Source organism: Streptomyces sp. NPDC052396 (assembly GCF_044593195.1).
Lineage (GTDB): Bacteria > Actinomycetota > Actinomycetes > Streptomycetales > Streptomycetaceae > Streptomyces.
Genome location: NZ_JBIUAW010000010.1, coordinates 300553 through 319178, shown reverse-complemented (window position 1 = coordinate 319178; position 18626 = coordinate 300553). Strand labels below are relative to the sequence as shown.

The window sequence follows — 18626 nt, the reverse complement described above, 5'->3', positions numbered from 1 at the left end:
GCCGGTAAGACGGGCACCCGTGCCCGCACAGCGCGGTGAAGCAGGAAGCCCCCGGAAGGGTCAGACGACCCAGGCCGGAATCCCTGGACTTTAGGTCAGGGAGCACGTCAAGACCCATGGAGTCGGACACGTCGTCGGCGTCTCCGCGCTCGGCCGGGGCCACCCCCGTCGCCGGCCGTGCCGGGCATGTGACGTCATCGCTGGCCATGGACGACCTCATCGCCAGTACGGGCGTGGCCTACCGGGCGCTCGCCAACCCGACGTTCAGCGACAACCTGCTGTGGCAGGTGACTTCCCTCCGCGACGACGGCGTGTTCACCGGCACCGGCGCCGCCGACCACAAGACACCGATGGCCGCCACCCGGGACATCGCCGCGGCCGCCGCCGGCCTGCTGCTCGACCGCTCTTGGACGGGGACCGGCGAAGTTCCGGTGCTGGGCCCCGAAGACCTTTCGCCGAACGACCTGGCGCGCACCATGTCCGAGGTACTCGGCCGCCCGGTCCGCTACCAGCGGCGGACACTCGAGGAATTCCGCACCGAACTCGCCGGACGCGGCATAGGGGAGGCGCTTGTGCAGGGCTACCTGGACATGATGCGGGCCAAGAATGACGGCCTGGACGAGGGGGTACGGCGCACCCCGCAGACGGAGAGTCCGACGCGTTTCCGTGAGTGGTGCGAGCGGGTTCTCAAGCCGGCGGTCCAGGGGTGAGCGCCCGCCTTTGATAGCCGGTCGGGGCGCGTTTCACGTGCGGGCCGTCGGTGGCTGGTCGCGCAGTTCCCCGCGCCCCTTACGGGGCGCCCCCCAGGTGGCTCAGGAAGTGCCGCCAGGGGGCGGGGTGGAAGATGAGGGTTGTCCGGCGGGCCGGGTCTTTGGTGTCGCGTATGGCGTGGTGGCCGGTGGGGAGGGTGGCGTGTTCCACGCAGTTGTTGTCCTGGCCGCTATGGCTGCTTATGTGCCAGTCCGGCTCCTTGGGCCGTGAGGCTTTCATGCTCCGGTGTCCTTGATGAGTTTCGTGATCAGCCGCCGGGATTCGGACGGTGACAGCGCGGCCGCTGTCAACTCATCCCACATCCTGCTGTAAACCTGCACGTCCCGCCGTTGTTCAAGCAACGTACCACCGGTCATGTGCTCCAACCATGCCACGTCGATGGACGGTTCACCGCGAAACGTGAAGAGCACGAACGGCAACAGCTGGTTGACCGGCAACTTGGCTTGGACCGGAAGTACTTGGAGTGTGACGTTGGGTAGAGCCGCCATGCTCCGGATGTGCTGGAGCTGCTCCGCTGCCAAGGCGCCAGCGCCCGGGATTCGGTGCAGCCCGACCTCGTCCACGATGACGCGAAGCCTGAAATCCTCTTGTTCCAGAAGGTGGCGCCGCTTGAGCCGCGTCGCGACGAGAGCCTCGATGTTCTCCTTGGGCGCGGAATCACGGATCACCTGCCGCATGTAGTCCTCGGTCTGGAGCAAACCCGGCACCAGTGCAGGCTCAAAGTTCCGCATCTGCTCCGAATCGGCTTCCAGTGTCAGGTAGTCGCGCAACGTGTCGCGCAGCAACGGCCCCTGCGAAGACCACCAATCCACCTTGTGGATATCCCGAGCCAACTGCTTCAGACTCCGCCGATACACCTCATCATCAACCCCGTACCGATTGAGCAGCAACGTCAAATCGATCTGCCGAATCCCCCGCTTCCCGTTCTCGATCTGCGAGATCTTCGGCTGCCCACACTCCAGCAGCTCCGCGACCTGCGAGACCTTGAGGTCGTTGGCGAGGCGCAGTCGCCGGAGTTCATTGCCGAGCCGCTTGCTCCGCATGGTCGGCATGTCGCTCTGAGCCATGGCCCGCATGATGGCCGAACGTAACCGACTCCGTGCCGCTTGCGCTCCGATTCACTCGATAGTGAAGCATCTGCCGGGAATACTTGCCTAAGTGATGTTCCGGGCCCCAGGATCGCCCCCGTTGCCGAAACAACGGAGGGGACATGGCAGACCACCGGTTCGCCCTGGAACTGGTCCTGGGACCGGCCGAACTGTCCAGCGTGCGCCGCATCGCCCGGGCGCAGCTGGACCGTTGGGGGTGGGGGCCGGCCGATGACGCCCTGACGATCGTCAACGAGTTGCTCACCAACGTCGTTGACCATGTCCCCGACCGGTGGTGCGCACTGCTGATGCGCCGCGAGGAAGCTACCCTGCACATTTATGTCCAGGACGCCTCGCCCGCGCTGCCGGTGCGCAGACCCGTCAACTCCCGGAGTACGGCGGGCCGTGGCCTGGCCCTGATCGACGAGCTCACCCGCCAGCGCTGGCAAGTGGTGCCAACGACGGGCGGCGGCAAGGAAGTTCGCTGCCTGCTCGGCGCCCGGTGCACCCGGTGCGCCGAGATCAAGGCGGGCTACCGCCGGTCGGCGGAGGCGGGCGACCGTGAAGCGGCCGAGGAGTGGATCGTCACCATGGGGCGCCACCAGCGCCAGGCGCATGACACGCTCAGCGGCGCAGCGCCGTCTCCCGTTCCATATGCGACAGCTTCTCGGGATTGCGCACGGCGTACAGACCGGTGATGAGGCCGTCGTCGATGCGCAACGCCACCACGGTGTCCAGCGCGCCGTCCACCCGGAGAACCAGTGCGGGATAGCCGTTGACCTGTGCCGGCCGCAACGGCGATCCCATGGCGGAAAGCTTGCTCAGCCCGACGGCCAGCAGGCGGCCCACCTTGTCGGCCCCCACGATGGGGCGCGGGACGGCCTGTTTGATTCCGCCGCCGTCGCCCAGGAAGACGACATCCGGGGCGAGGATGTCCAACAGGCCCTGGATATCGCCTGTTTCGGCCGCCCGCTGGAACGCGTTGAGTGCGTTCCGGGTCTCGGTCGGGGTAACGGCCCCGCGCGGCCGGCGCGCCGCGACATGTGACCGTGCCCGGTGCGCGATCTGACGGACCGCGGCCGGGCTCTTGTCGACGGCTTCGGCGATTTCCTCGTATCCGAGGTCGAATACCTCGCGCAGCACAAACACCGCCCGTTCGGTCGGCGTGAGCGTCTCCAGCACCAGCAGCATGGCCATGGAGACGCTGTCGGCCAGCTCGACGTCCTCGGCCACATCCGGGGCGGTCAGCAGCGGCGCCGGCAACCAGGGGCCGACATAGGACTCCTTACGGCGGCCGAGCGTACGCAGCCGGCTCAGCGCCTGGCGGGTGGTGATCCGGACCAGGTACGCCCGCTGATCCCGTACCGCGCCGAGGTCGACGCCCGCCCACCGCAGCCAGGTCTCCTGGAGGACGTCCTCGGCGTCGGCGGCCGAGCCGAGCATCTCGTAGGCGACGGTGAACAGCAGGTTGCGGTGGGCGAGAAAGGTCTCAGTGGCGGGGTCCGTGCGTTCCATGTCCTGTGCGCGCTCACTGTTCACCGGCTGCTCCCGCTTGTTCGCTCCTGATGCTGTCACGCGCACAAGACGCCGGTCAGCGCGGCTTTGTGACGGCCGGCGGTCGTGGCACACGTCACATGGCCGTCCCGTCACAAGGCGCGGGGCGCCGGCATCTGGTGTTCGTACAACGCGACACCACAAGTGAGGGCGAGAAAACCATGGACACCCGTTTCAACATGTTCGAGAACGACATCGCCGCCAAGTTCTTCAAGCGGTTCGCCAATGCGGGCCTGGTGCTCCAGCAGTCGCCGTTGCCGAAGTCCACCCAGGAGCTGGTGTCGCTGCGCGCCAGCCAGATCAACGGCTGTGGCTGGTGCATCGATATGCACGCCAAGGAAGCCGCGGCCGCCGGTGAATCCGCGGTCCGGCTCCACCTGGTCGCCGCCTGGCGCGAGTCCACCGTGTTCACCGAGGCCGAGCGGGCCGCGCTGGCGCTCGCCGAGGAGGGCACCCGGCTCGCCGACGCCTGCCAGGGCGTGTCCGACGAGACCTGGGCCCAGGCACGCGAGCACTACGACGACGACCAGCTCGCCGCGCTGGTCTGCTTGGTCGCCCTGATCAACGCGGCCAACCGGGTCGCCGTGATCGTGCACCAGCGGGGCGGTTCCTATGAACCCGGTATGTTCGCCGCCGCGTTGAACTGACCGGCGGACAAATCCGGCCCGGCTCGGATCATTTGGTCCGGGCCGGGCTCGCGCATGTCCGGTGGCGCCCCACGCCGGTTTCCGATGCGTCGTATGCACCGGAGCGATCCTCCGGGTGGCTGTCCGGCCCGCCCGGCCTGAGGGAGGTCAGCCGACCGGCGGGACGGGCGTCAACTGGTACGCGCCGTCGTGGCCGCGCACCCGGCCGGCGGTGGGCGGCGGGAAGTGGGTGCCGAGCAGCAGGGTCTCCGTACCGGCCGGCGAGGCGAGCGGGGCACGGCGGGTGGCCTCGGCCTGTTCGGGGCCGGTGTCGACGCAGCTGCCGATGGCCGGGTGGGCGAGCTGGACGGGGTGGTGGACGCAGTCACCGGGTCCGGTCGCGGGCGGCAGGGGGACCTCGTCGAAATCATAGGTCCCGCCCAGCTCTAAAGCAATGATTTTGCTTTAAGGTGGATGGTATGAGTCGCAGAGAGATGGCGCGTCCCGGTGGGCGCAGTGCCCGGGTCCAGGCATCGGTGCACACCGCCGTACGCGAACTCGAGGCAGAGCTGGGCCGGGACGCCCTGACCGTGCCGCTGGTCGCCAAGCGGGCCGGAGTCACCCCGTCGACGATCTACCGCCGCTGGGGCGATCTGCGGGAACTGCTGTCGGATGTGGCGGTGGAACGCCTGCGCCCCGACACCGCGCCCAAGGACATCGGGGACCTGTCCTCGGACCTGACGGCCTGGGCCGAGCAGTTCCTGGACGAGATGGCCTCCCCGGCGGGCCGCGCCTACACCCGCGACGCCCTGCTCGGCGACCCGGACGGCAGCAACGCCGGCCAGTGCTCCGCCTATGCCGCGGAGCAGGTCGCGGCCATCCTCGCCCGCGCGGCCGACCGCCGGGAGGACGCACCCGGGGTGGAGACGGTCATGGACCGGGTCGTCGCCCCGATGATGTACCGCATCCTCTTCCGTCCGGCCGGACTTGACGCCGGATACGCCCGCCGGCTGGTGGCGGACCTCCTCGGCACCGGAAGAAAGCCGTGAATGAGGGCCAGATGCTCGGCAGTTACCGGGGGCTGACCGAGGTGGTGGCGGCGCGGGCCGCGCATCCCCGGCTCACCGGGTATGTCCTGGGCTATGCCGGCCTGGACCTGCGGATGCGCACACCACTGCGCCGGCTTGTCGTCGCGAGTGCGGCACCCACCATCACCATCGACTTCGACGAAGCCATCCGGAGCGTCCATACGCCCGGGGGAGCCGAACGCACGGCGCCGTCACCGGTCTTCGGAGTCATGGACAAGCCGGTCGATGTCGAACTCTCCGGCACCCACTACGGCATCGGCATCCGGCTCACGCCCTGCGGCGCCTTCTCGCTGCTGGATCTGCCGATGCGCGAACTGGTCAGCACCCAGGTGCCGTTGGACCGGACCCTGGACCGGCGCCAGGAGCGGCGGCTCGCCGATCAGCTCGCTTCGGCACCGTGCTGGTCCGACCGTTTCGACCTGCTGGACCGGCTGCTGCCCGGCCTCCTCGCGGCGGGCCCCGCCCCGTCGGAGGCCGTCCTGCGCGCCTGGCAGCGGCTGGCGGAAACCTCCGGGCAGATCCTGGTCTCCTCGCTGGCCGACGCCTCCGGACTGGGCAGACGGCGGCTGGAAGAGCTGTTCCGGGAACAGATAGGGGTCACGCCGAAGGCCGCCGCCCGTATCCTCCGCTTCCACAAGGCATTCCGGCTGATCACCGACGAGACCCGGCAGCCCGCCCTGGCCACCGTGGCCGCCGTCTGCGGCTACTCCGACCAAGCCCATCTCACCCGCGAGGTACGGGCGTTCGCCGGCCGTACGCCGCGCAGCCTGCGGCCACGGGATACCGAGCGGGCTGCGGCCTGTGAGGTGCTTACCGGGCCGTAGGGGCCGGCGCAGCTCCGGCTGTGGTGGACCAACAGCGGGCCGGCTTGGTGAGGACGGCCGCCGTCGAGGCCCCGCGCCGGGGCCCGGCAGCGAGTGACGTCGGGCGGACCGGCTGTCGTCGTCGAAGTCGGTGGAGGCCGACAGCTTGGCCGATGCCGGCATGTCGCGCTCGAAGGCGTCACGTCCGGCCTGGACGAGCCGAAGCGTGTCGGTGCCGAGCAGCAGGCGCGCCGGCGGCTGGCTGGCCGCCACGCGTCGCAGCACTGCGGCCGCGGCCTCGTCCGGGTCGCCCGGCTGGTGCCCGCTGCCGTCGACGCGCCGGGCGCGCGGCGGCGCGAACAGCTCGTCGTAGTCGGCGATCACACGGGGTGCGCGGATCATCGAGCGGCCGGATCAGTCGGTCCGGAAACCGCCCGGCTCGACGGCGGTGACATGAATGCCGAAATCGGCGACCTCCTTGTCCCGCCCTGGTGCTGGGGCGGCGACTGGACGTCCTCGCGTCCCACCAGATGGCACGTGCGCTGCTCACCGACTTCGACGCGCTGCCGTACCGCGAGCGGAACCTGGTGCGGTTTATGTTCTGCGCCGAGACCGCCCGCTCGCTGTACACCCACTGGGACACCCACGCCCGGGACATTGTCGCCTCGCTCCGGCGAGACGCCGGACGGCTTCACAGCCATCGCGCTGCAGACCCCGGCGGCCTTCCCAGCTGACGGCACAGTGCGCTATGCCTGCCTCATCCGCATAAGGAGGCACCCTGATGGCCATGGCTCGGAACCAGCACACATCGGGTTCGCCCACGCAGATGACCCGCTTCGACGACATCTACCGTCGCCCGGACCCGCGGTCGTACTTCGGCACTCTGGGGACACTGGAGTATCAGACACCTCACCACGCCCAGAGTGTCTTCCGCCACCTCCTGCCCCTTGCCGGCTTTCCCGAACTCCCCAAGCGCCCGGCAGACCAGGACGGCGGGCCACAGCCGATGGTCCTGGACATCTGCTGCTCGTATGGCATCAACGCGGCCTTGCTCAACCACCATGTAACGCTGGGGGAGTTGTACGACCGCTATACCTCACCGCAGGTGGCCCGCCTGACGACCGCCGAGCTGATCGAGTCGGACCGCGAGTACTACGCGGCGCGCCGCCGTCCGGATGCCGTACCCGTCATCGGCCTTGACATCGCCGCGCCGGCCATCGCCTACGGCCGCGCGGCCGGTCTGCTCGCTGCGGGGTTCGCCGAGAACCTGGAAGCCGCCCCGCCCAGCCCGGCGTTGTACCGGGCCACTCGCGGCATCCGACTGATCACCGTGACAGGCGGGGCGAGCTTTCTGTCCGCCCGCACCTTCCGCCCGCTGCTGGACGGCAGGCGGGAGCCGCCATGGGTGGCCGCCTTCGTCCTGCGTACCGTCTCCTACCAGCACATCGCCGACGGACTGGCCCTGTTGGGCCTGACCACGGAGAAGGACACATCCCGCACCTACCCACAGAGACGCTTCACCGACGCCGGCGAACAGCAATACGCCATCGCCGCGGTGTCCGAGGCCGGCGACGACCCCCGCGGCAAGGAGACCGACGGCCACTTCCACACCGCCCTGCATCTCACACGGCCCGCCGCGCAGGCAGTTGACCGACCGCTGCCCACCCTGCTGCGACATCAGTGAGCCCGCCGGGTGCCACTGCTGCCTCGGGGCGGCGGCCGAAGCCCGGGGAGGGATTACCCCCAACACGCCTTCCAAATTCGTCTGGGAGTTCTGGGGCGTTCGGGAACGTCCTGACCTGCGGTCCAGCGGTCAGCGGGGAGTCGCCTCCTTACTCCCCGTTCTGCGACCAGACCGCGGTGAGCGCGGTGACCGGGTCGCTGTCGGCCGGTGCCGCGGGCCACCATTCGCCGTCGTCGTCCTGGAGGTAGGGGTACCAGCGGGCGTCCGGGCCCAGACGCCGGCTTCCACAGCAGCAGCCACCCAAGGCGGGCGGGCTCACCAGGCAGGAATTCTGGATCTGCCGCTGCCGGAACCCGCGCCCGAAGGGCTGGCAATGGATCGAGGCATACCGCTACTGGGCTCGCTGAACTGGCGCGTCGTACAACTGCCCAGCTGATCCCCCGCTCGCCCCGACTGCCGCTGACCGGACCGACTGCGGGGGAAAGGCAGCACGTAGCGCGCATACCGCAGTATGCTTGTAGCTATGGCTGACACCACACGCATCACGGTGACACTCCCCACCGAGCAGGTGGCGGAGCTCAAGAAGATCACGGACAACATCTCCGGCTATGTGGCCGAAGCGGTCGCCAGGCAGATCCGGCACCAGCTCCTGGGGGCCGACCTGCGCAGCCACGCAGACGAGCACGGGGCCTTCAGTGAGGAAGAGCTGGCCGAGGCGCGGGCACGGATCTTCGGTGCGACGTCGGCCGCCGGCGGCGCGAGCGCCGCGTGAGCGGGCACATTGAGACCGTCGTCCTGGACAGTGAGGGGCTGTCGGCCTGGTTGGCGCAGGACCGGAAGGTTCTGGCGATGTTCCAGGTGTTCCACGACATGGGAGCGGACCTTGTCGTCAGCGCCAACACCATCGTGGAGGTGAGCCACGCCAGGGTGAACCTGCCCCGACTGCAATGGGCGCTCTCCAGGGTCAAGGTGGAGCCGATCACGGAGGCGGCGGCCAAGGTGGCGGCCCAACTACTCAAGGGCGCCGGTCTGCACGGACACAAGTACGCGATCGACGCCACCGTCGCCGAAGCGGCCTTGCGTCAGCCTGGACCGGTCGCCATCCTCACGTCGGATGTCGATGACATGGCCCGGCTGTGCGGCAGCAAGGTCCGGATGATCGGGCTATGACCGCGACATCGTCCCAGGACCATGGGCAGATCCGCGTGGATCCGCAGAAGCCAGAGCCGTCGCAGGTCAGCCCGCGATGGGTAGATTCGAACTCGTGAGGGGTTGCCACCAACACGCCTTCCAAATGTTCGTCCGATTGTCCGGGAAGGTCCACACGTGTCCTGACCTGCGGCGGAGCGTCCAGTCGTCAGAGCTCTGAACGGCAAACGGACGGAGCTGAATGCAACCGAAACTGCAACCACGGTGGAGGCTGTGCTCCGCCCGGCCCGGCGGTCGTACCGGCGGGCGACCGTGAGGAGGAGCGCGACCGGGGGCGCAATGCACTGCCGTCGGGCGTAATGGAAGGACCTGCCCCCGGCGAACTGCACCGATTGGCGGGGTTGATCAAGCCGGGGCCGAGTGCCCGCGACAGGAGCAGGTCGGCGGTGAGTCAAGGATGCGCGGTGAGCAGCCGTCCGGCGCAGCGGGACCGGACCGGTCGGAGGGGCAGGGCGAACGCCTGCTGGGCGCGCTGCTCGATCAGTCCCGCGAGCTGCCGCCCCAGCTGATCGCTCCGCTGGTCGCCGACGCGGTGCGCGGGTTCGGCGGCCGTGACCCGGCGCTCCTGCTGCAGGACTACGGCCAGGTGATGCTGGCGCCGCTTCCGGGGCGGGGGTTGGCCGACGGGGAGCCGGTGCCGATCGACGGCTCCCCCGCGGGTGCGGCCTTCCTGCGCGGTGTCCCCGTCGAGGAACCGCAGGCCGACGGGGTGCGGGTGTACCTGCCGTTGCTGGACGGCGGCGACGAGATGGGGGTATTGGCCCTCACACTGGATGCCGTCGATGACGACGACGACTGGCTGCTGCTGCGGCGCCTCGCCGCCCTGGTCGCCGATCTGCTGATCACCAAGAGCGGCTACACCGACCGGATCTTCCAGGCCCGGCGCCTCGAACCGATGAGCGTGGCCGCGGAGATCCAGTGGTCGCTGCTGCCACCGCTGTCGATGACTGTTCCCCGGGTCGCCGTGGCCGGCATCCTCGAACCCGCCTACCAGGTGGCTGGCGACAGCTTCGACTACGCGCTCAACGACGACCTCCTGCACGTGGCCACGATCGACGCGATGGGCCACGGGCTGGACGCCGCGACCATGGCGACCGTGGCCATCGGCGCGTACCGGCACGCCCGGCGCGCCGACATCGGACTGGCCGAGATCTACGCGTTCATGGACCGGGCCATCGCCGAGCAGTTCGGGCCGGACCACTTCGTCACCGCGCAGATGATGCGCCTGGACGCCGGGACCGGCCACCTGCAGTGGGTCAACGCCGGTCATCCTCAGCCGTTGCTGATCCGCGACCACGTCGTCGTCGAGAGGCTGGAGAGCGCCACCACCCTGCCGGTCGGGTTCGGCGGCGAGCAGCCGGTGATCAGCGAGCGGGTGCTGCGGCGCGGTGACCGGGTCCTGTGCTTCACCGACGGCCTGGTCGAGGAGCGTGAGGCCGGCGGGGATCAGTTCGGGGAGGAACAGCTCATCGACTGGGTCAACCGCGTCGAGCGCTCGCAGGCCGGGGTGCGGGCCGTGGTGCGCGCTCTCTCCCACGTCCTGAAGGAGAAGCGGGGCGGTCGTACGAGTGACGACGCGACCCTGTTCCTGATCGAGTGGCGCTGAGACACCCGCGCCCCCGCCGCGGCTCTCCTGAGCGGCCGGATCGGTCCGGCGCGGGCGGAGTACCGTGGGGATATCGGGGCGGCCCTCGCTCAGCGGGCCCGGCCCGCGCCCGCGGACAGGTGGCGAGCCATGTCGGACGAAACCAGTGCTTCGCACTACGGGCTTCTGCCGGACCGGTTCCGGCAGGCCGCGAAGCCGGGGACGGTCCTGTTGCGCCTGGAGACCACCCAATCACGCGAAGGTGCGCTCGACGGCGCGTGGTGGCCACATTCACGGGACATCAGCGCCGAACTTCCCGGCCTGGTCCGCGCGTTGACCGAGCACATCGGCCCCATTGCGAGCGTCGGTCTGGACGCGGACGCGTGGGACGACGTCCCGGCCCGCCTGGTCGTCGACGGCCGGTCGGTGCACATCGACCGGTACCCGGTCGGCGACGACACCGTGATCATCACGCGGGGCGACCGCGATCACTTCAGCCTGCTCGTCGTCCCCCCGCAGGCGAGCCAGGAGGCGGCCCTGGCCGCGATGGCCCGCGCGGTCGAGGCTGGCGGAACCGACTCGGCACGGCAGATCCTCATCGCCACCGGCATCGGTCCCGAGCCACCGGCCGAAGCGTCCTGAGGGGCGGCCTCGTGGGCCGGGCTCCTCGGGCAGACAGGAAAAGCGGGACGCGGAGATGTCCGTCTACGTGAAACTCTCGGCCGACGCCCGGGCGCCGGCGGAGCCGTCGAAGGGGCCGCTGGACCTGCAGTACGAGGACGCCGCCGACGGGGCCACCTTCGAGTACGACCTGCATCCGAGTGGCGCGCTGCGCGTCCTGCGGGTCTTCGAGGACACGCCGCACCGGATCGAGGCGTGCTTCAGCGCCGGGGCGTGGCTCCAGGTCGTGGGCGCCCACCTGCGAAGCGGCTCCGAGTACTGACGGCGATCCGTTCCGGGCGAACCGCAGGCCGTCGGCGGCGGTTGCCCGGCTGCTCAGCGGTAGCCGGGCGGAGTCCACCGGTCGCGGCCGGTCCGCCTCGCCCATACCGTCGTGTCCGGGGGCGGGATCGTCAGCACGGGAGGCCGGGATGCGGCACTAACGACGGGTTCTGGAGACGCAGGACGACGACGGCCACTGGTCCAGGCAGGACGGCACTCCCATCCAGAATCCGCTGGAGTACGACGGGCCGCCCCAGCGGGCGGCCAACCACCTGCGGGAGGTGTTCGTGCGCACGCTCTCCCGGCCTGCTCCCGGCCCCCGGGTGATAAGAATCCGCCTCTGGGAAGGGGACGATGCCGATGGCCCCAGGCCGCTCTCGAATGTCGCGCGCCCCCGGACTTCCATCTCGGTCGACGCCGGTGCGGCCGCCCGCCTGGACGAGCGGCCATGACGCCGGGCTGCACGGCGGGAGCGCCGTGCAGCCCGGCAGAGAAGACTTCGGCCGGGTTCGGTACGCGGCGGTGCCGGACCGCTCAGCCGAGCAGGAGTTCTGCCGCCGGGGTGTGGTTCCCGGTCGCCGAGGCGCCGGCCATCGCCGAGGCGGCCGTCACCGGGTCGGTGCCGGGCGGTACCACCAGCAGCAGGAAGTGGTCCTGGAAGCCCCGGGTGACGCTGATCGTCGCATCGCTGCCGGCGAACCAGTTGATCCTGATTGTCAGGCCGTTCGCCGCGACGGACCGGGGCACGCCATCCCAGGCCGTGGTGTCGAGGCCGACCCGGACGATGCGCCCGAAGTGCGCGCTGAGCGCGGTGATCAGGTCCGGCAGTTCGGCAAGGACGTGGTTCGAGCGGGGCCACCAGGCGCCGTCGAAGACGCCCTTCCGCGACATCGTCGGCTCCAGTTCCAGCCGCGGCAGCAGCGGGGTGCCGGGCACCGACCACGACCCGGGAGAGGGAAAAATGGGGAAAGGAATCGGCATCATGCGAAGCCGCCCGTCCGGTCCACGAGGGACCCATCACGACCCAGGGCGACGTCGGCGCTGATGCCGGTGTGCGGAATGTCCTCGGTTGTCTCCCACGCTACTCCGCAACGGTCTCCTCCGGGCCGCCCGCCACGGGAGTAGGGCCGTAGACATCCAGGGCATGCCGCATTCCGGTACCCGTTCCGGCTTCGTTCCGGGTGAAGGACAGCCCGGCGGCCCCCAGCGGACAGCCGGAGACGGGAACGGTGAACACCGTGACCACCCACTCCCCGCAGTCGGTACGGCCCGGCCACGACCTCACGGTCGCCGACGCCATGGACCCCTGCGACTACCAGATAGCCGACTCCAACACCGTCGAGCAGGCCAATGACATCTTCCGCGGCGCCGACATCGAGTACCTGCTCGTCCGCGACCACGACGGCCGGTGCGAGGGACTGGTCACCCGTACCGGGCACCTCCCGTTCCGGGCCCGCTCCTGGTACACCGAGCGGACCACGATCAGCGCCACCTCGCACCAGCGCGGCCCGTTCGCCTGGCCGACCATGGCCCTGGCCCTGGCCGCGATCGCGATGCGGACCAAGCACCTGGCGGTCTGGCCCGTCGTCGACGAGGACGGCCACATCCTCGGCGTACTCACCGCGGACCGCGCCGTCGGCCTGCTCACCGCCGCCCCGACTCCGTGAAGCCGTCGGTGCTCCCCGCTGCTCGGTGAGAACCGGCCGGACCGACTGAGACCGAAACTGAGACCACGACATGACGAAGGCCCGGACCGCCTCAGCGGTCCGGGCCTTCAACTGCCCTACTGGGCAAAGGCGGAGGATACGAGATTCGAACTCGTGAGGGGTTGCCACCAACACGCCTTCCAAGCGTGCGCATTCCTTCAAGAATGCCCGCCGGACTCCGGCATAGCGTCCTACCGGCCGCACACCCGGACAGAGAGTCAGCGCGCCACTGAGCAACAGGAGTGACCGTGCCCCAGGTTCGACAAAGCCTCACCGCCACCGGCCTCACCGCCGCACTGCTCTGCGGCGGCGGTGCCGCTGCGCCTGGCCGGCGGCCGTCCTCGGCGGACTCCGGGGGGGCTCTGGCGTGAAGGGGGTACCTATGACACGGCGGCGGAGTGCGTCAGGGCGGGCAAGGCATCCGGGGGCCGCTATATGTGCTGGGCCCGGGGGAGCGGAGGTTATGAGCTCTACTTGGCGGGGTAGGGCGTCCGTTCCCGCTGCCGCCGGTAATGGCGGGCCACCCGGGCCCGGTTGCCGCACTTGGCCGATACGCACCACCGGCGCCGTGGGTGCGCCGGCAGGAACAGCAGTACGCAGTCGTCGGCCTCGCATTCCTTCACCTTGGCGAAGCCGGGATCGCTCAGCAGGTCCGCCGCCGCCTCCGCCAGCACCGCGGCCAGTTGGACGCCCAGCCGGCCCGCCCGGTGCGGGGTGGCGGCCACCGCTGTGCCGTCCCAGCGCAGCTCCCGCACACAAGGAGCCGCCCGCAGCGCCTCATTGAGGCCGCGCAGCGCGGCCGCCGGCGGGCGGGCGCCGCGCAGGGCCGCCCGTACCGCCGCCTCGGTGTGCTCCCGGACGGCATGGACCGGTGCCAGGTCGGCGGGCCCCGGCCTCCGCCCGGCGGCCGTCCCGGCCAGCCGGTCCCCCTGCAAATCCAGCCAGCGCGACAGCCGTTGCGGATCGGCCAGCAGATCCAGACGGCCCTCCGGCCCGGCCGGGCGGGTGTTGAGCAGGTCCAGGGCCAACTGCTCGCCCACCAGGGGTTCGATGTCGTCGCCAGTCATGGGCTAATGCTACTTCACAGCATTGACCAATTAGGTGGGCTGGCGTAGAACTAATGCCTCCAAGGCCATAGGAGGCATGTGATGATGGCGCTCGCAACGCTGCCCGGAACTGTGCACCGCTTTGTCGACGTCGACGGTGTACGGGTCTTCTACCGTGACTCCCAGCCGCAGCGGGCGGACGTCCCCGTCCTGCTTCTGCTGCATGGATTCCCCTCCGGCTCGCACCAGTTCCGCCGGCTCATCGATGTCCTGGGCGCGCGCTACCGGCTGATCGCACCCGACTACCCCGGCTTCGGCAACACCGAGACGCCGCCGGACTTCGGCTACTCCTTCGACCGGCTGGCCGACATCACCGAGGGCTTTGTCCAGGCGCTGGGCCTGACCCGCTTTGCCATGTATGTCTTCGATTTCGGCGCCCCGGTCGGCTTCCGGCTGGCGCTGCGCCACCCGGAGTGGATCGCCGGTCTGGTCGTCCAGAACGGCAACGCCTACACCGAGGGACTCTCCCCGGCGGCACGGGAGTTCATCGCCCTCACCCCGCAGACCCCCGGCGCCGAGCAGACCATCCGCGAACTGCTGACGCTTCCCGCGACGCGTGGCCAGTACCAGGGCGGCAGCAGCGAACCGGAGTTGACAGCGCCGGATGGCTGGCTGCTGGACCAGTACTTCCTCGACCTGCCGGGCCGCAAGGAAGCGCAGCTGGCGCTGGCCTATGACTACCGGAGCAATGTGGCCGCCTACCCCGGCTGGCAGGCATGGCTGCGTGAGCACACCCCGCCCACGCTGATCACCTGGGGCACCGGCGACCCGTTCTTCACCGAGGCCGGCGCCCGCGCCTATCTACGGGATCTGCCGGACGCCGCACTGCACTTGTTTGACACCGGGCACTTCGCACTGGAGGAGAAGCTGCCGGAGATCGCACCGCTGATCGCCGGCTTCCTGGACCGGATATGGAGCAGTACGGGGCGCTGAGCGGCGGCGTCAACCGAGTGGGCTGCTGGGGTCGGCCACGTCGCCGAGTGGCTTTGTGGTCGGCTGAGGAGCGAGGTGGGTCCTCGGTCCGTCACCGGCGGGACAGGTGGGTGCCGGAAGTTCTCCGGCGCAGTCGTTGCGCGTCCCGGAAGAGCCGGTCCGTGCGGTCTGCCAGCACGCCGCCCAGGAGCAGATCCGGAGTGTAGACGGACCGGGCGGAGGCGGCCACCTCCTGTGCGGACAGGGCGATTTGACCTATCCCAGTGCGGCGGATCTCCTCGATCGAGCTTCCCCAGACGACGCGTCGCAGATCCGCCCAGACCATCGCGCTCATACACATCGAGCAGGGTTCGCCCGTGGTGTAGAGGGTGGTACCGGCCCAGCCATGGTTGCCATGCCGACGCACATAGTCGTTCATGGCGGCCATCTCACCGTGCAGTGCCGGGTTGTGCCATGTGGCATTGACCCCGCTTGCCAGCACCTCGCCGGTCCGGGTGTCCACGATCACCGCGCCGAAGGGGTAGGCGGGGTTGCTCCGGGCCTGCTCCATGGCCATCCGCATAAACCGGTCATGGTCGGTGCCGGGGTCCGGGTCCGGGGCCGCCGGAGTGTTCGTCCGGGGTGCCGCGGCTCCCGTCACCACTGTTCCGGCCAGCCCACCGAGGAACTGGCGTCTGTCGAAGTTCATTTGCTTCTCCTCGTATGCATCACGCAGGCCCCCGGCCGCCTTCACTTCCGCGGCCGCGCGGCGCACAGTACGGCACGCGGTTCACCCGGAGGGTCACCGCAGCCGAGGCGAAGGTGACGTCGGTGGCGTCCCGGCCGTCGGTCACATCCATCATGCTGACGCCCAGCACCCCGTGATCCATGGTGGATTCCCTCTCTGCGCGTTCCCTGAGCGATGGATCGTTCATCGTGCCCGGCGAACCGGCGGCCGCCTAGACCAGGGTGTCGATATGGCCGCCGCACGCCGCCCGGATCACCCGGAGCCGGGAGAGCGCCACCCGGTGGCGGGCGGCGTCGAAGGCCGGGGCGTCGATCGCGGCCATGACGGTTGCCTCCAGTCCCCTTATCGCCGAGGCCGGCAGCACAAAGGTGCCCTGGAGATGGAACCCGGTCTCTATGCGGTTGCGCAGCACGATGTGCAGGGCGTCCCAGGAGCGGCGGGCGCCCGCCTGCATACCGCACCTGCCGGCCGGTTCGGCGGCGTCCCGGAGCTCCTCCAGGGAACGGATCAGGTCCTGAGCGCGCCGGTGGAGCTCGGTCGACAGCTTCCGTACCCGGGCGAAGATCTTCAACGAGGCCGCTGTACCGGCCACCAGGAGCGTCATGGTCGCGGTGAACAGGGACGGCCGGTAGGTGTGCGCCGCATGGCTGGAGGAAGTGAGCAACAGCAGCCCGGCCAGGCCGCACCACAGGGCGAAGACCCTGGCGCAGGCCGCGCGCACCAGACGGCCGCGCAGCCGGTGCAGCGGGAAGTCGGTCGGCTCGGCCAGGCCGCCGCCGGCAAAGTTGAACATCCAGACCACAAAGAGCGAGCCGGCCGCAAGGGTCTGGTCGGCCGTCCCGGTGCAGGTCACCGCGACCATGGCCACGGTGATGAAGAGCACACCGATGACCACGACCGGAAGCGAGGTCAGGCGCCAGCGCCAGGTCGCCGGGAGCCCCTCGAACCACGGTCGTGCGAGGCGGTTCGCCGCCAGGGTCAGTACCGCGCCCAGGAACGGGGTGGCGTACCAGACCCGCGCCGGGAACGCGATCGGGGCCGCCACGGCGCCCACAGCGGCGGTGGCGGCCATGCCTGCGGCCAAAAGTCGCTGCCGTCCGGACAGAAACCGCAGGCGTTCGAGCAGAAGATTCATTCTGAACTGGTCCTTCCTTACCGGACCGATGTACTACCAGATCACTCCGGGACGGTGACGGCCTGGCGGCACCCTTCGGGTCCCCTGGGCCAAACGCGGGGAACCGCGGACGCGCCGAGTACCGGCAGAGCATCATCGCCAGCATGGAGATGAGGTTCCTGTCCTGGCCAACCGGCAATGCCCCTCCGGTGACGGAGGCGGGCGGCCATGACTGAGCCCCGCTGCCCGGGTCCGCACCACCTGTGCAAGGGGTGCCGGGGCAGGGGAATGTATGACGTCCCCACGCGCTCTGTGGGAATGTCCGGCGAGGGCAGCGAGATGATGGCACCGCACAAGTGCCCTGCCTGCCAGGGGCGGGGGTTCTTCTGCCGGAACGACCCGCCCTGTGGGAAGGAGCACCAGGGCGGGACACCGGTCCTCCCGCCGGATGCCTTACCGCCCGTGTAGCGGGCCCGCACCTTCCCTCCTTTGCTCCGCTGCGCCATCCTGCCGCCCATGCGGACCTCCCTGAGCGATCAACTCGGCATCCGGCACGCCGTGTTCGGCTTCACCCCGTTTCCCGCGGTGGCCGCCGCCATCTCCCGGGCGGGCGGGTTCGGGGTGCTGGGCGCGGTGCGGTACCGGGCGCCCGGGCGGCTGGCCCGGGATCTCGAGTGGATACAGGAGCACACCGGCGGCATGCCCTATGGCGTCGATGTGGTGATGCCCGCCAAACGGGCCGAGGCGGCCACCGAGGACGAGGTGGAGGCGATGATCCCGGCAGCGCACCGCCGGTTCGTCCGGGAGACCCTGGCCCGCTATGGCGTCCCCGAACTGCCGGACGGGGAGGGCGGATCCTGGCGGATCACCGGATGGCTGGAGGAAGTGGCCCGCGCCCAGCTGGATGTGGTCTTCGACTATCCGGTCCGGCTGCTCGCCAACGCGCTGGGTTCCCCGCCCGCCGATGTCATCGAACGGGCCCACCGGCACGGGGTGTTGGTCGCGGCACTGGCCGGCAGCGCCCGGCATGCGCGACGGCACGCCGAGGCCGGGTGCGACCTGGTGGTGGCCCAGGGGTACGAGGCCGGCGGACACACCGGGGAGATCGCCACCATGGTGCTCACCCCGGAGATCGTCCGGGCCGTCGCCCCGCTCCCGGTGCTGGCCGCCGGCGGCATCGGCAGCGGGGAACAGATCGCCGCCGGACTGGCGCTGGGCGCGGAAGGCGTCTGGCTGGGCTCGATCTGGCTCACCACCGAGGAGGCGGGACTGCGTTCGGCCGCGCTCACCGCCAAGCTGCTGGCCGCCGGCTCCGGGGACACCGTGCGCTCCCGGGCCCTGACCGGCAAACCGGCCCGCCAGTTGCGCACGGCCTGGACCGACGCCTGGGACGACCCGGCGGGCCCGGGACCACTGCCCATGCCGCTCCAGGGGCTGCTGGTCGCCGAGGCGCTCTCCCGCATCCAGAAGTACGAGGTGACCGAACTGCTCGGCACCCCGGTGGGCCAGATCGTCGGACGGATGGACTCGGTACGCGGCGTACAGGCCGTCTTCGACGAGCTGACGGCGGGCTTCGAGCGGGCGGTACGGCGGATCAACCGGATGGCGGGGGAAGGGGGTTGAGTGCAGGTGCAGGTGCAGGACCCGGGGCTGGACGGCCGCTCCCGGATGCGCGGTGAGGTCGCCATCC

General features: G+C 70.1%; 24 protein-coding genes and 2 pseudogenes. 15 read left to right on the top strand and 11 right to left on the bottom strand.

What is annotated here, in order from left to right; genetic code table 11:
- Positions 1 to 115: 115 nt before the first annotated feature.
- Positions 116 to 710 (top strand): annotated as a pseudogene (locus tag ACIHFE_RS26195) (NmrA family transcriptional regulator); the annotation flags it as partial.
- Between the two features lie 79 nt (positions 711 to 789).
- On the opposite strand, the gene ACIHFE_RS26190 reads toward ACIHFE_RS26195, so the two are convergent.
- Positions 790 to 990: a DUF397 domain-containing protein gene (locus tag ACIHFE_RS26190; protein ID WP_400110200.1), complete on the bottom strand. Its 201-nt coding sequence runs from the start codon at positions 988 to 990 to the stop codon at positions 790 to 792.
- The gene (locus ACIHFE_RS26185) at positions 987 to 1838 is read right to left on the bottom strand and encodes a helix-turn-helix domain-containing protein (protein WP_400110198.1); all 852 of its coding nucleotides are present in this window, start codon (positions 1836 to 1838) and stop codon (positions 987 to 989) included. The genes ACIHFE_RS26190 and ACIHFE_RS26185 overlap by 4 nt, the downstream gene beginning before the upstream one ends.
- Positions 1839 to 1981: 143 nt before the next feature.
- Between ACIHFE_RS26185 and ACIHFE_RS26180 the strand changes: the two genes are divergently transcribed.
- On the top strand, positions 1982 to 2557 hold the full coding sequence (locus ACIHFE_RS26180; protein ID WP_400110196.1) for an ATP-binding protein: 576 nt from the start codon (positions 1982 to 1984) through the stop codon (positions 2555 to 2557).
- Here the strand turns inward: ACIHFE_RS26180 and ACIHFE_RS26175 are convergent.
- Entirely contained in the window at positions 2484 to 3374 is an 891-nt protein-coding gene (locus ACIHFE_RS26175; protein WP_400110211.1) for an RNA polymerase sigma-70 factor, read from the bottom strand. The two genes, ACIHFE_RS26180 and ACIHFE_RS26175, sit on opposite strands and share 74 nt — an antisense overlap.
- A 200-nt stretch (positions 3375 to 3574) precedes the next feature.
- Between ACIHFE_RS26175 and ACIHFE_RS26170 the strand changes: the two genes are divergently transcribed.
- Positions 3575 to 4060 carry a carboxymuconolactone decarboxylase family protein gene (locus tag ACIHFE_RS26170; protein ID WP_400110194.1) on the top strand — a complete coding sequence of 162 codons (486 nt, stop codon included), beginning with the start codon at positions 3575 to 3577 and terminating at the stop codon, positions 4058 to 4060.
- A 147-nt stretch (positions 4061 to 4207) separates the two neighbouring features.
- Here the strand turns inward: ACIHFE_RS26170 and ACIHFE_RS26165 are convergent.
- Positions 4208 to 4429 (bottom strand): annotated as a pseudogene (locus ACIHFE_RS26165) (MBL fold metallo-hydrolase); the annotation flags it as partial.
- 89 nt (positions 4430 to 4518) lie between these two features.
- On the opposite strand from ACIHFE_RS26165, the gene ACIHFE_RS26160 reads away from it, so the two are divergent.
- From ACIHFE_RS26160 to ACIHFE_RS26145, 4 genes are all read left to right on the top strand, one after another.
- The gene (locus ACIHFE_RS26160) at positions 4519 to 5088 is read left to right on the top strand and encodes a TetR/AcrR family transcriptional regulator (RefSeq protein ID WP_400110192.1); all 570 of its coding nucleotides are present in this window, start codon (positions 4519 to 4521) and stop codon (positions 5086 to 5088) included.
- An 11-nt stretch (positions 5089 to 5099) separates the two neighbouring features.
- Positions 5100 to 5951: a helix-turn-helix domain-containing protein gene (locus ACIHFE_RS26155; protein ID WP_400110191.1), complete on the top strand. Its 852-nt coding sequence runs from the start codon at positions 5100 to 5102 to the stop codon at positions 5949 to 5951.
- A gap of 509 nt (positions 5952 to 6460) precedes the next feature.
- On the top strand, positions 6461 to 6664 hold the full coding sequence (locus tag ACIHFE_RS26150; protein ID WP_400110190.1) for a hypothetical protein: 204 nt from the start codon (positions 6461 to 6463) through the stop codon (positions 6662 to 6664).
- Between the two features lie 47 nt (positions 6665 to 6711).
- On the top strand, positions 6712 to 7614 hold the full coding sequence (locus ACIHFE_RS26145; RefSeq protein WP_400110189.1) for a hypothetical protein: 903 nt from the start codon (positions 6712 to 6714) through the stop codon (positions 7612 to 7614).
- Between the two features lie 148 nt (positions 7615 to 7762).
- On the opposite strand, the gene ACIHFE_RS26140 is transcribed toward ACIHFE_RS26145, so the two are convergent.
- The gene (locus ACIHFE_RS26140) at positions 7763 to 7933 is read right to left on the bottom strand and encodes a hypothetical protein (RefSeq protein ID WP_400110188.1); all 171 of its coding nucleotides are present in this window, start codon (positions 7931 to 7933) and stop codon (positions 7763 to 7765) included.
- Between the two features lie 204 nt (positions 7934 to 8137).
- Between ACIHFE_RS26140 and ACIHFE_RS26135 the strand changes: the two genes are divergently transcribed.
- The 5 genes from ACIHFE_RS26135 to ACIHFE_RS26115 all read left to right on the top strand — a co-directional run bounded on the left by ACIHFE_RS26135 (position 8138) and on the right by ACIHFE_RS26115 (position 11351).
- Entirely contained in the window at positions 8138 to 8386 is a 249-nt protein-coding gene (locus ACIHFE_RS26135) for a hypothetical protein (protein WP_400110187.1), read from the top strand.
- Positions 8383 to 8784: a DNA-binding protein gene (locus tag ACIHFE_RS26130; RefSeq protein WP_400110186.1), complete on the top strand. Its 402-nt coding sequence runs from the start codon at positions 8383 to 8385 to the stop codon at positions 8782 to 8784. Before ACIHFE_RS26135 ends, ACIHFE_RS26130 begins: the two co-directional genes overlap by 4 nt.
- 436 nt (positions 8785 to 9220) lie before the next feature.
- Positions 9221 to 10429 (top strand): PP2C family protein-serine/threonine phosphatase, encoded by a 1209-nt coding sequence (locus ACIHFE_RS26125; RefSeq protein ID WP_400110185.1) that lies wholly within the window; start codon positions 9221 to 9223, stop codon positions 10427 to 10429.
- A gap of 129 nt (positions 10430 to 10558) precedes the next feature.
- Positions 10559 to 11050, top strand: coding sequence for a DUF5994 family protein (locus ACIHFE_RS26120; protein WP_400110184.1), 492 nt, complete (start codon positions 10559 to 10561; stop codon positions 11048 to 11050).
- Positions 11051 to 11105: 55 nt separating this feature from the next.
- Positions 11106 to 11351, top strand: a complete 246-nt coding sequence (locus tag ACIHFE_RS26115; RefSeq protein ID WP_400110183.1) for a hypothetical protein — start codon at positions 11106 to 11108, stop codon at positions 11349 to 11351.
- Between the two features lie 533 nt (positions 11352 to 11884).
- On the opposite strand, the gene ACIHFE_RS26110 is transcribed toward ACIHFE_RS26115, so the two are convergent.
- A complete protein-coding gene (locus ACIHFE_RS26110) occupies positions 11885 to 12286 on the bottom strand; it encodes a DUF5994 family protein (protein ID WP_400110182.1) in 402 nt (133 codons plus the stop codon).
- 145 nt (positions 12287 to 12431) lie between these two features.
- Positions 12432 to 12587 (bottom strand): hypothetical protein, encoded by a 156-nt coding sequence (locus tag ACIHFE_RS26105; RefSeq protein ID WP_400110181.1) that lies wholly within the window; start codon positions 12585 to 12587, stop codon positions 12432 to 12434.
- A gap of 1 nt (position 12588) precedes the next feature.
- On the opposite strand from ACIHFE_RS26105, the gene ACIHFE_RS26100 reads away from it, so the two are divergent.
- On the top strand, positions 12589 to 13017 hold the full coding sequence (locus ACIHFE_RS26100) for a CBS domain-containing protein (RefSeq protein ID WP_400110180.1): 429 nt from the start codon (positions 12589 to 12591) through the stop codon (positions 13015 to 13017).
- A 509-nt stretch (positions 13018 to 13526) separates the two neighbouring features.
- Here the strand turns inward: ACIHFE_RS26100 and ACIHFE_RS26095 are convergent.
- Positions 13527 to 14123 carry a CGNR zinc finger domain-containing protein gene (locus ACIHFE_RS26095; protein WP_400110179.1) on the bottom strand — a complete coding sequence of 199 codons (597 nt, stop codon included), beginning with the start codon at positions 14121 to 14123 and terminating at the stop codon, positions 13527 to 13529.
- 81 nt (positions 14124 to 14204) lie between these two features.
- Here ACIHFE_RS26095 and ACIHFE_RS26090 point away from each other — a divergent pair, with 81 nt between their 5' ends.
- Positions 14205 to 15095 (top strand): alpha/beta fold hydrolase, encoded by an 891-nt coding sequence (locus ACIHFE_RS26090; protein ID WP_400110178.1) that lies wholly within the window; start codon positions 14205 to 14207, stop codon positions 15093 to 15095.
- Between the two features lie 91 nt (positions 15096 to 15186).
- On the opposite strand, the gene ACIHFE_RS26085 is transcribed toward ACIHFE_RS26090, so the two are convergent.
- The 3 genes from ACIHFE_RS26085 to ACIHFE_RS26075 all read right to left on the bottom strand — a co-directional run bounded on the left by ACIHFE_RS26085 (position 15187) and on the right by ACIHFE_RS26075 (position 16957).
- Positions 15187 to 15783 carry a nucleoside deaminase gene (locus ACIHFE_RS26085; RefSeq protein ID WP_400110176.1) on the bottom strand — a complete coding sequence of 199 codons (597 nt, stop codon included), beginning with the start codon at positions 15781 to 15783 and terminating at the stop codon, positions 15187 to 15189.
- Positions 15784 to 15802: 19 nt separating this feature from the next.
- Positions 15803 to 15964 (bottom strand): hypothetical protein, encoded by a 162-nt coding sequence (locus ACIHFE_RS26080; protein ID WP_400110175.1) that lies wholly within the window; start codon positions 15962 to 15964, stop codon positions 15803 to 15805.
- 69 nt (positions 15965 to 16033) lie between these two features.
- A complete protein-coding gene (locus tag ACIHFE_RS26075; protein ID WP_400110174.1) occupies positions 16034 to 16957 on the bottom strand; it encodes a hypothetical protein in 924 nt (307 codons plus the stop codon).
- Between the two features lie 495 nt (positions 16958 to 17452).
- Between ACIHFE_RS26075 and ACIHFE_RS26070 the strand changes: the two genes are divergently transcribed.
- Positions 17453 to 18559 carry an NAD(P)H-dependent flavin oxidoreductase gene (locus ACIHFE_RS26070; RefSeq protein WP_400110173.1) on the top strand — a complete coding sequence of 369 codons (1107 nt, stop codon included), beginning with the start codon at positions 17453 to 17455 and terminating at the stop codon, positions 18557 to 18559.
- The last annotated feature ends 67 nt before the right edge of the window (positions 18560 to 18626 follow it).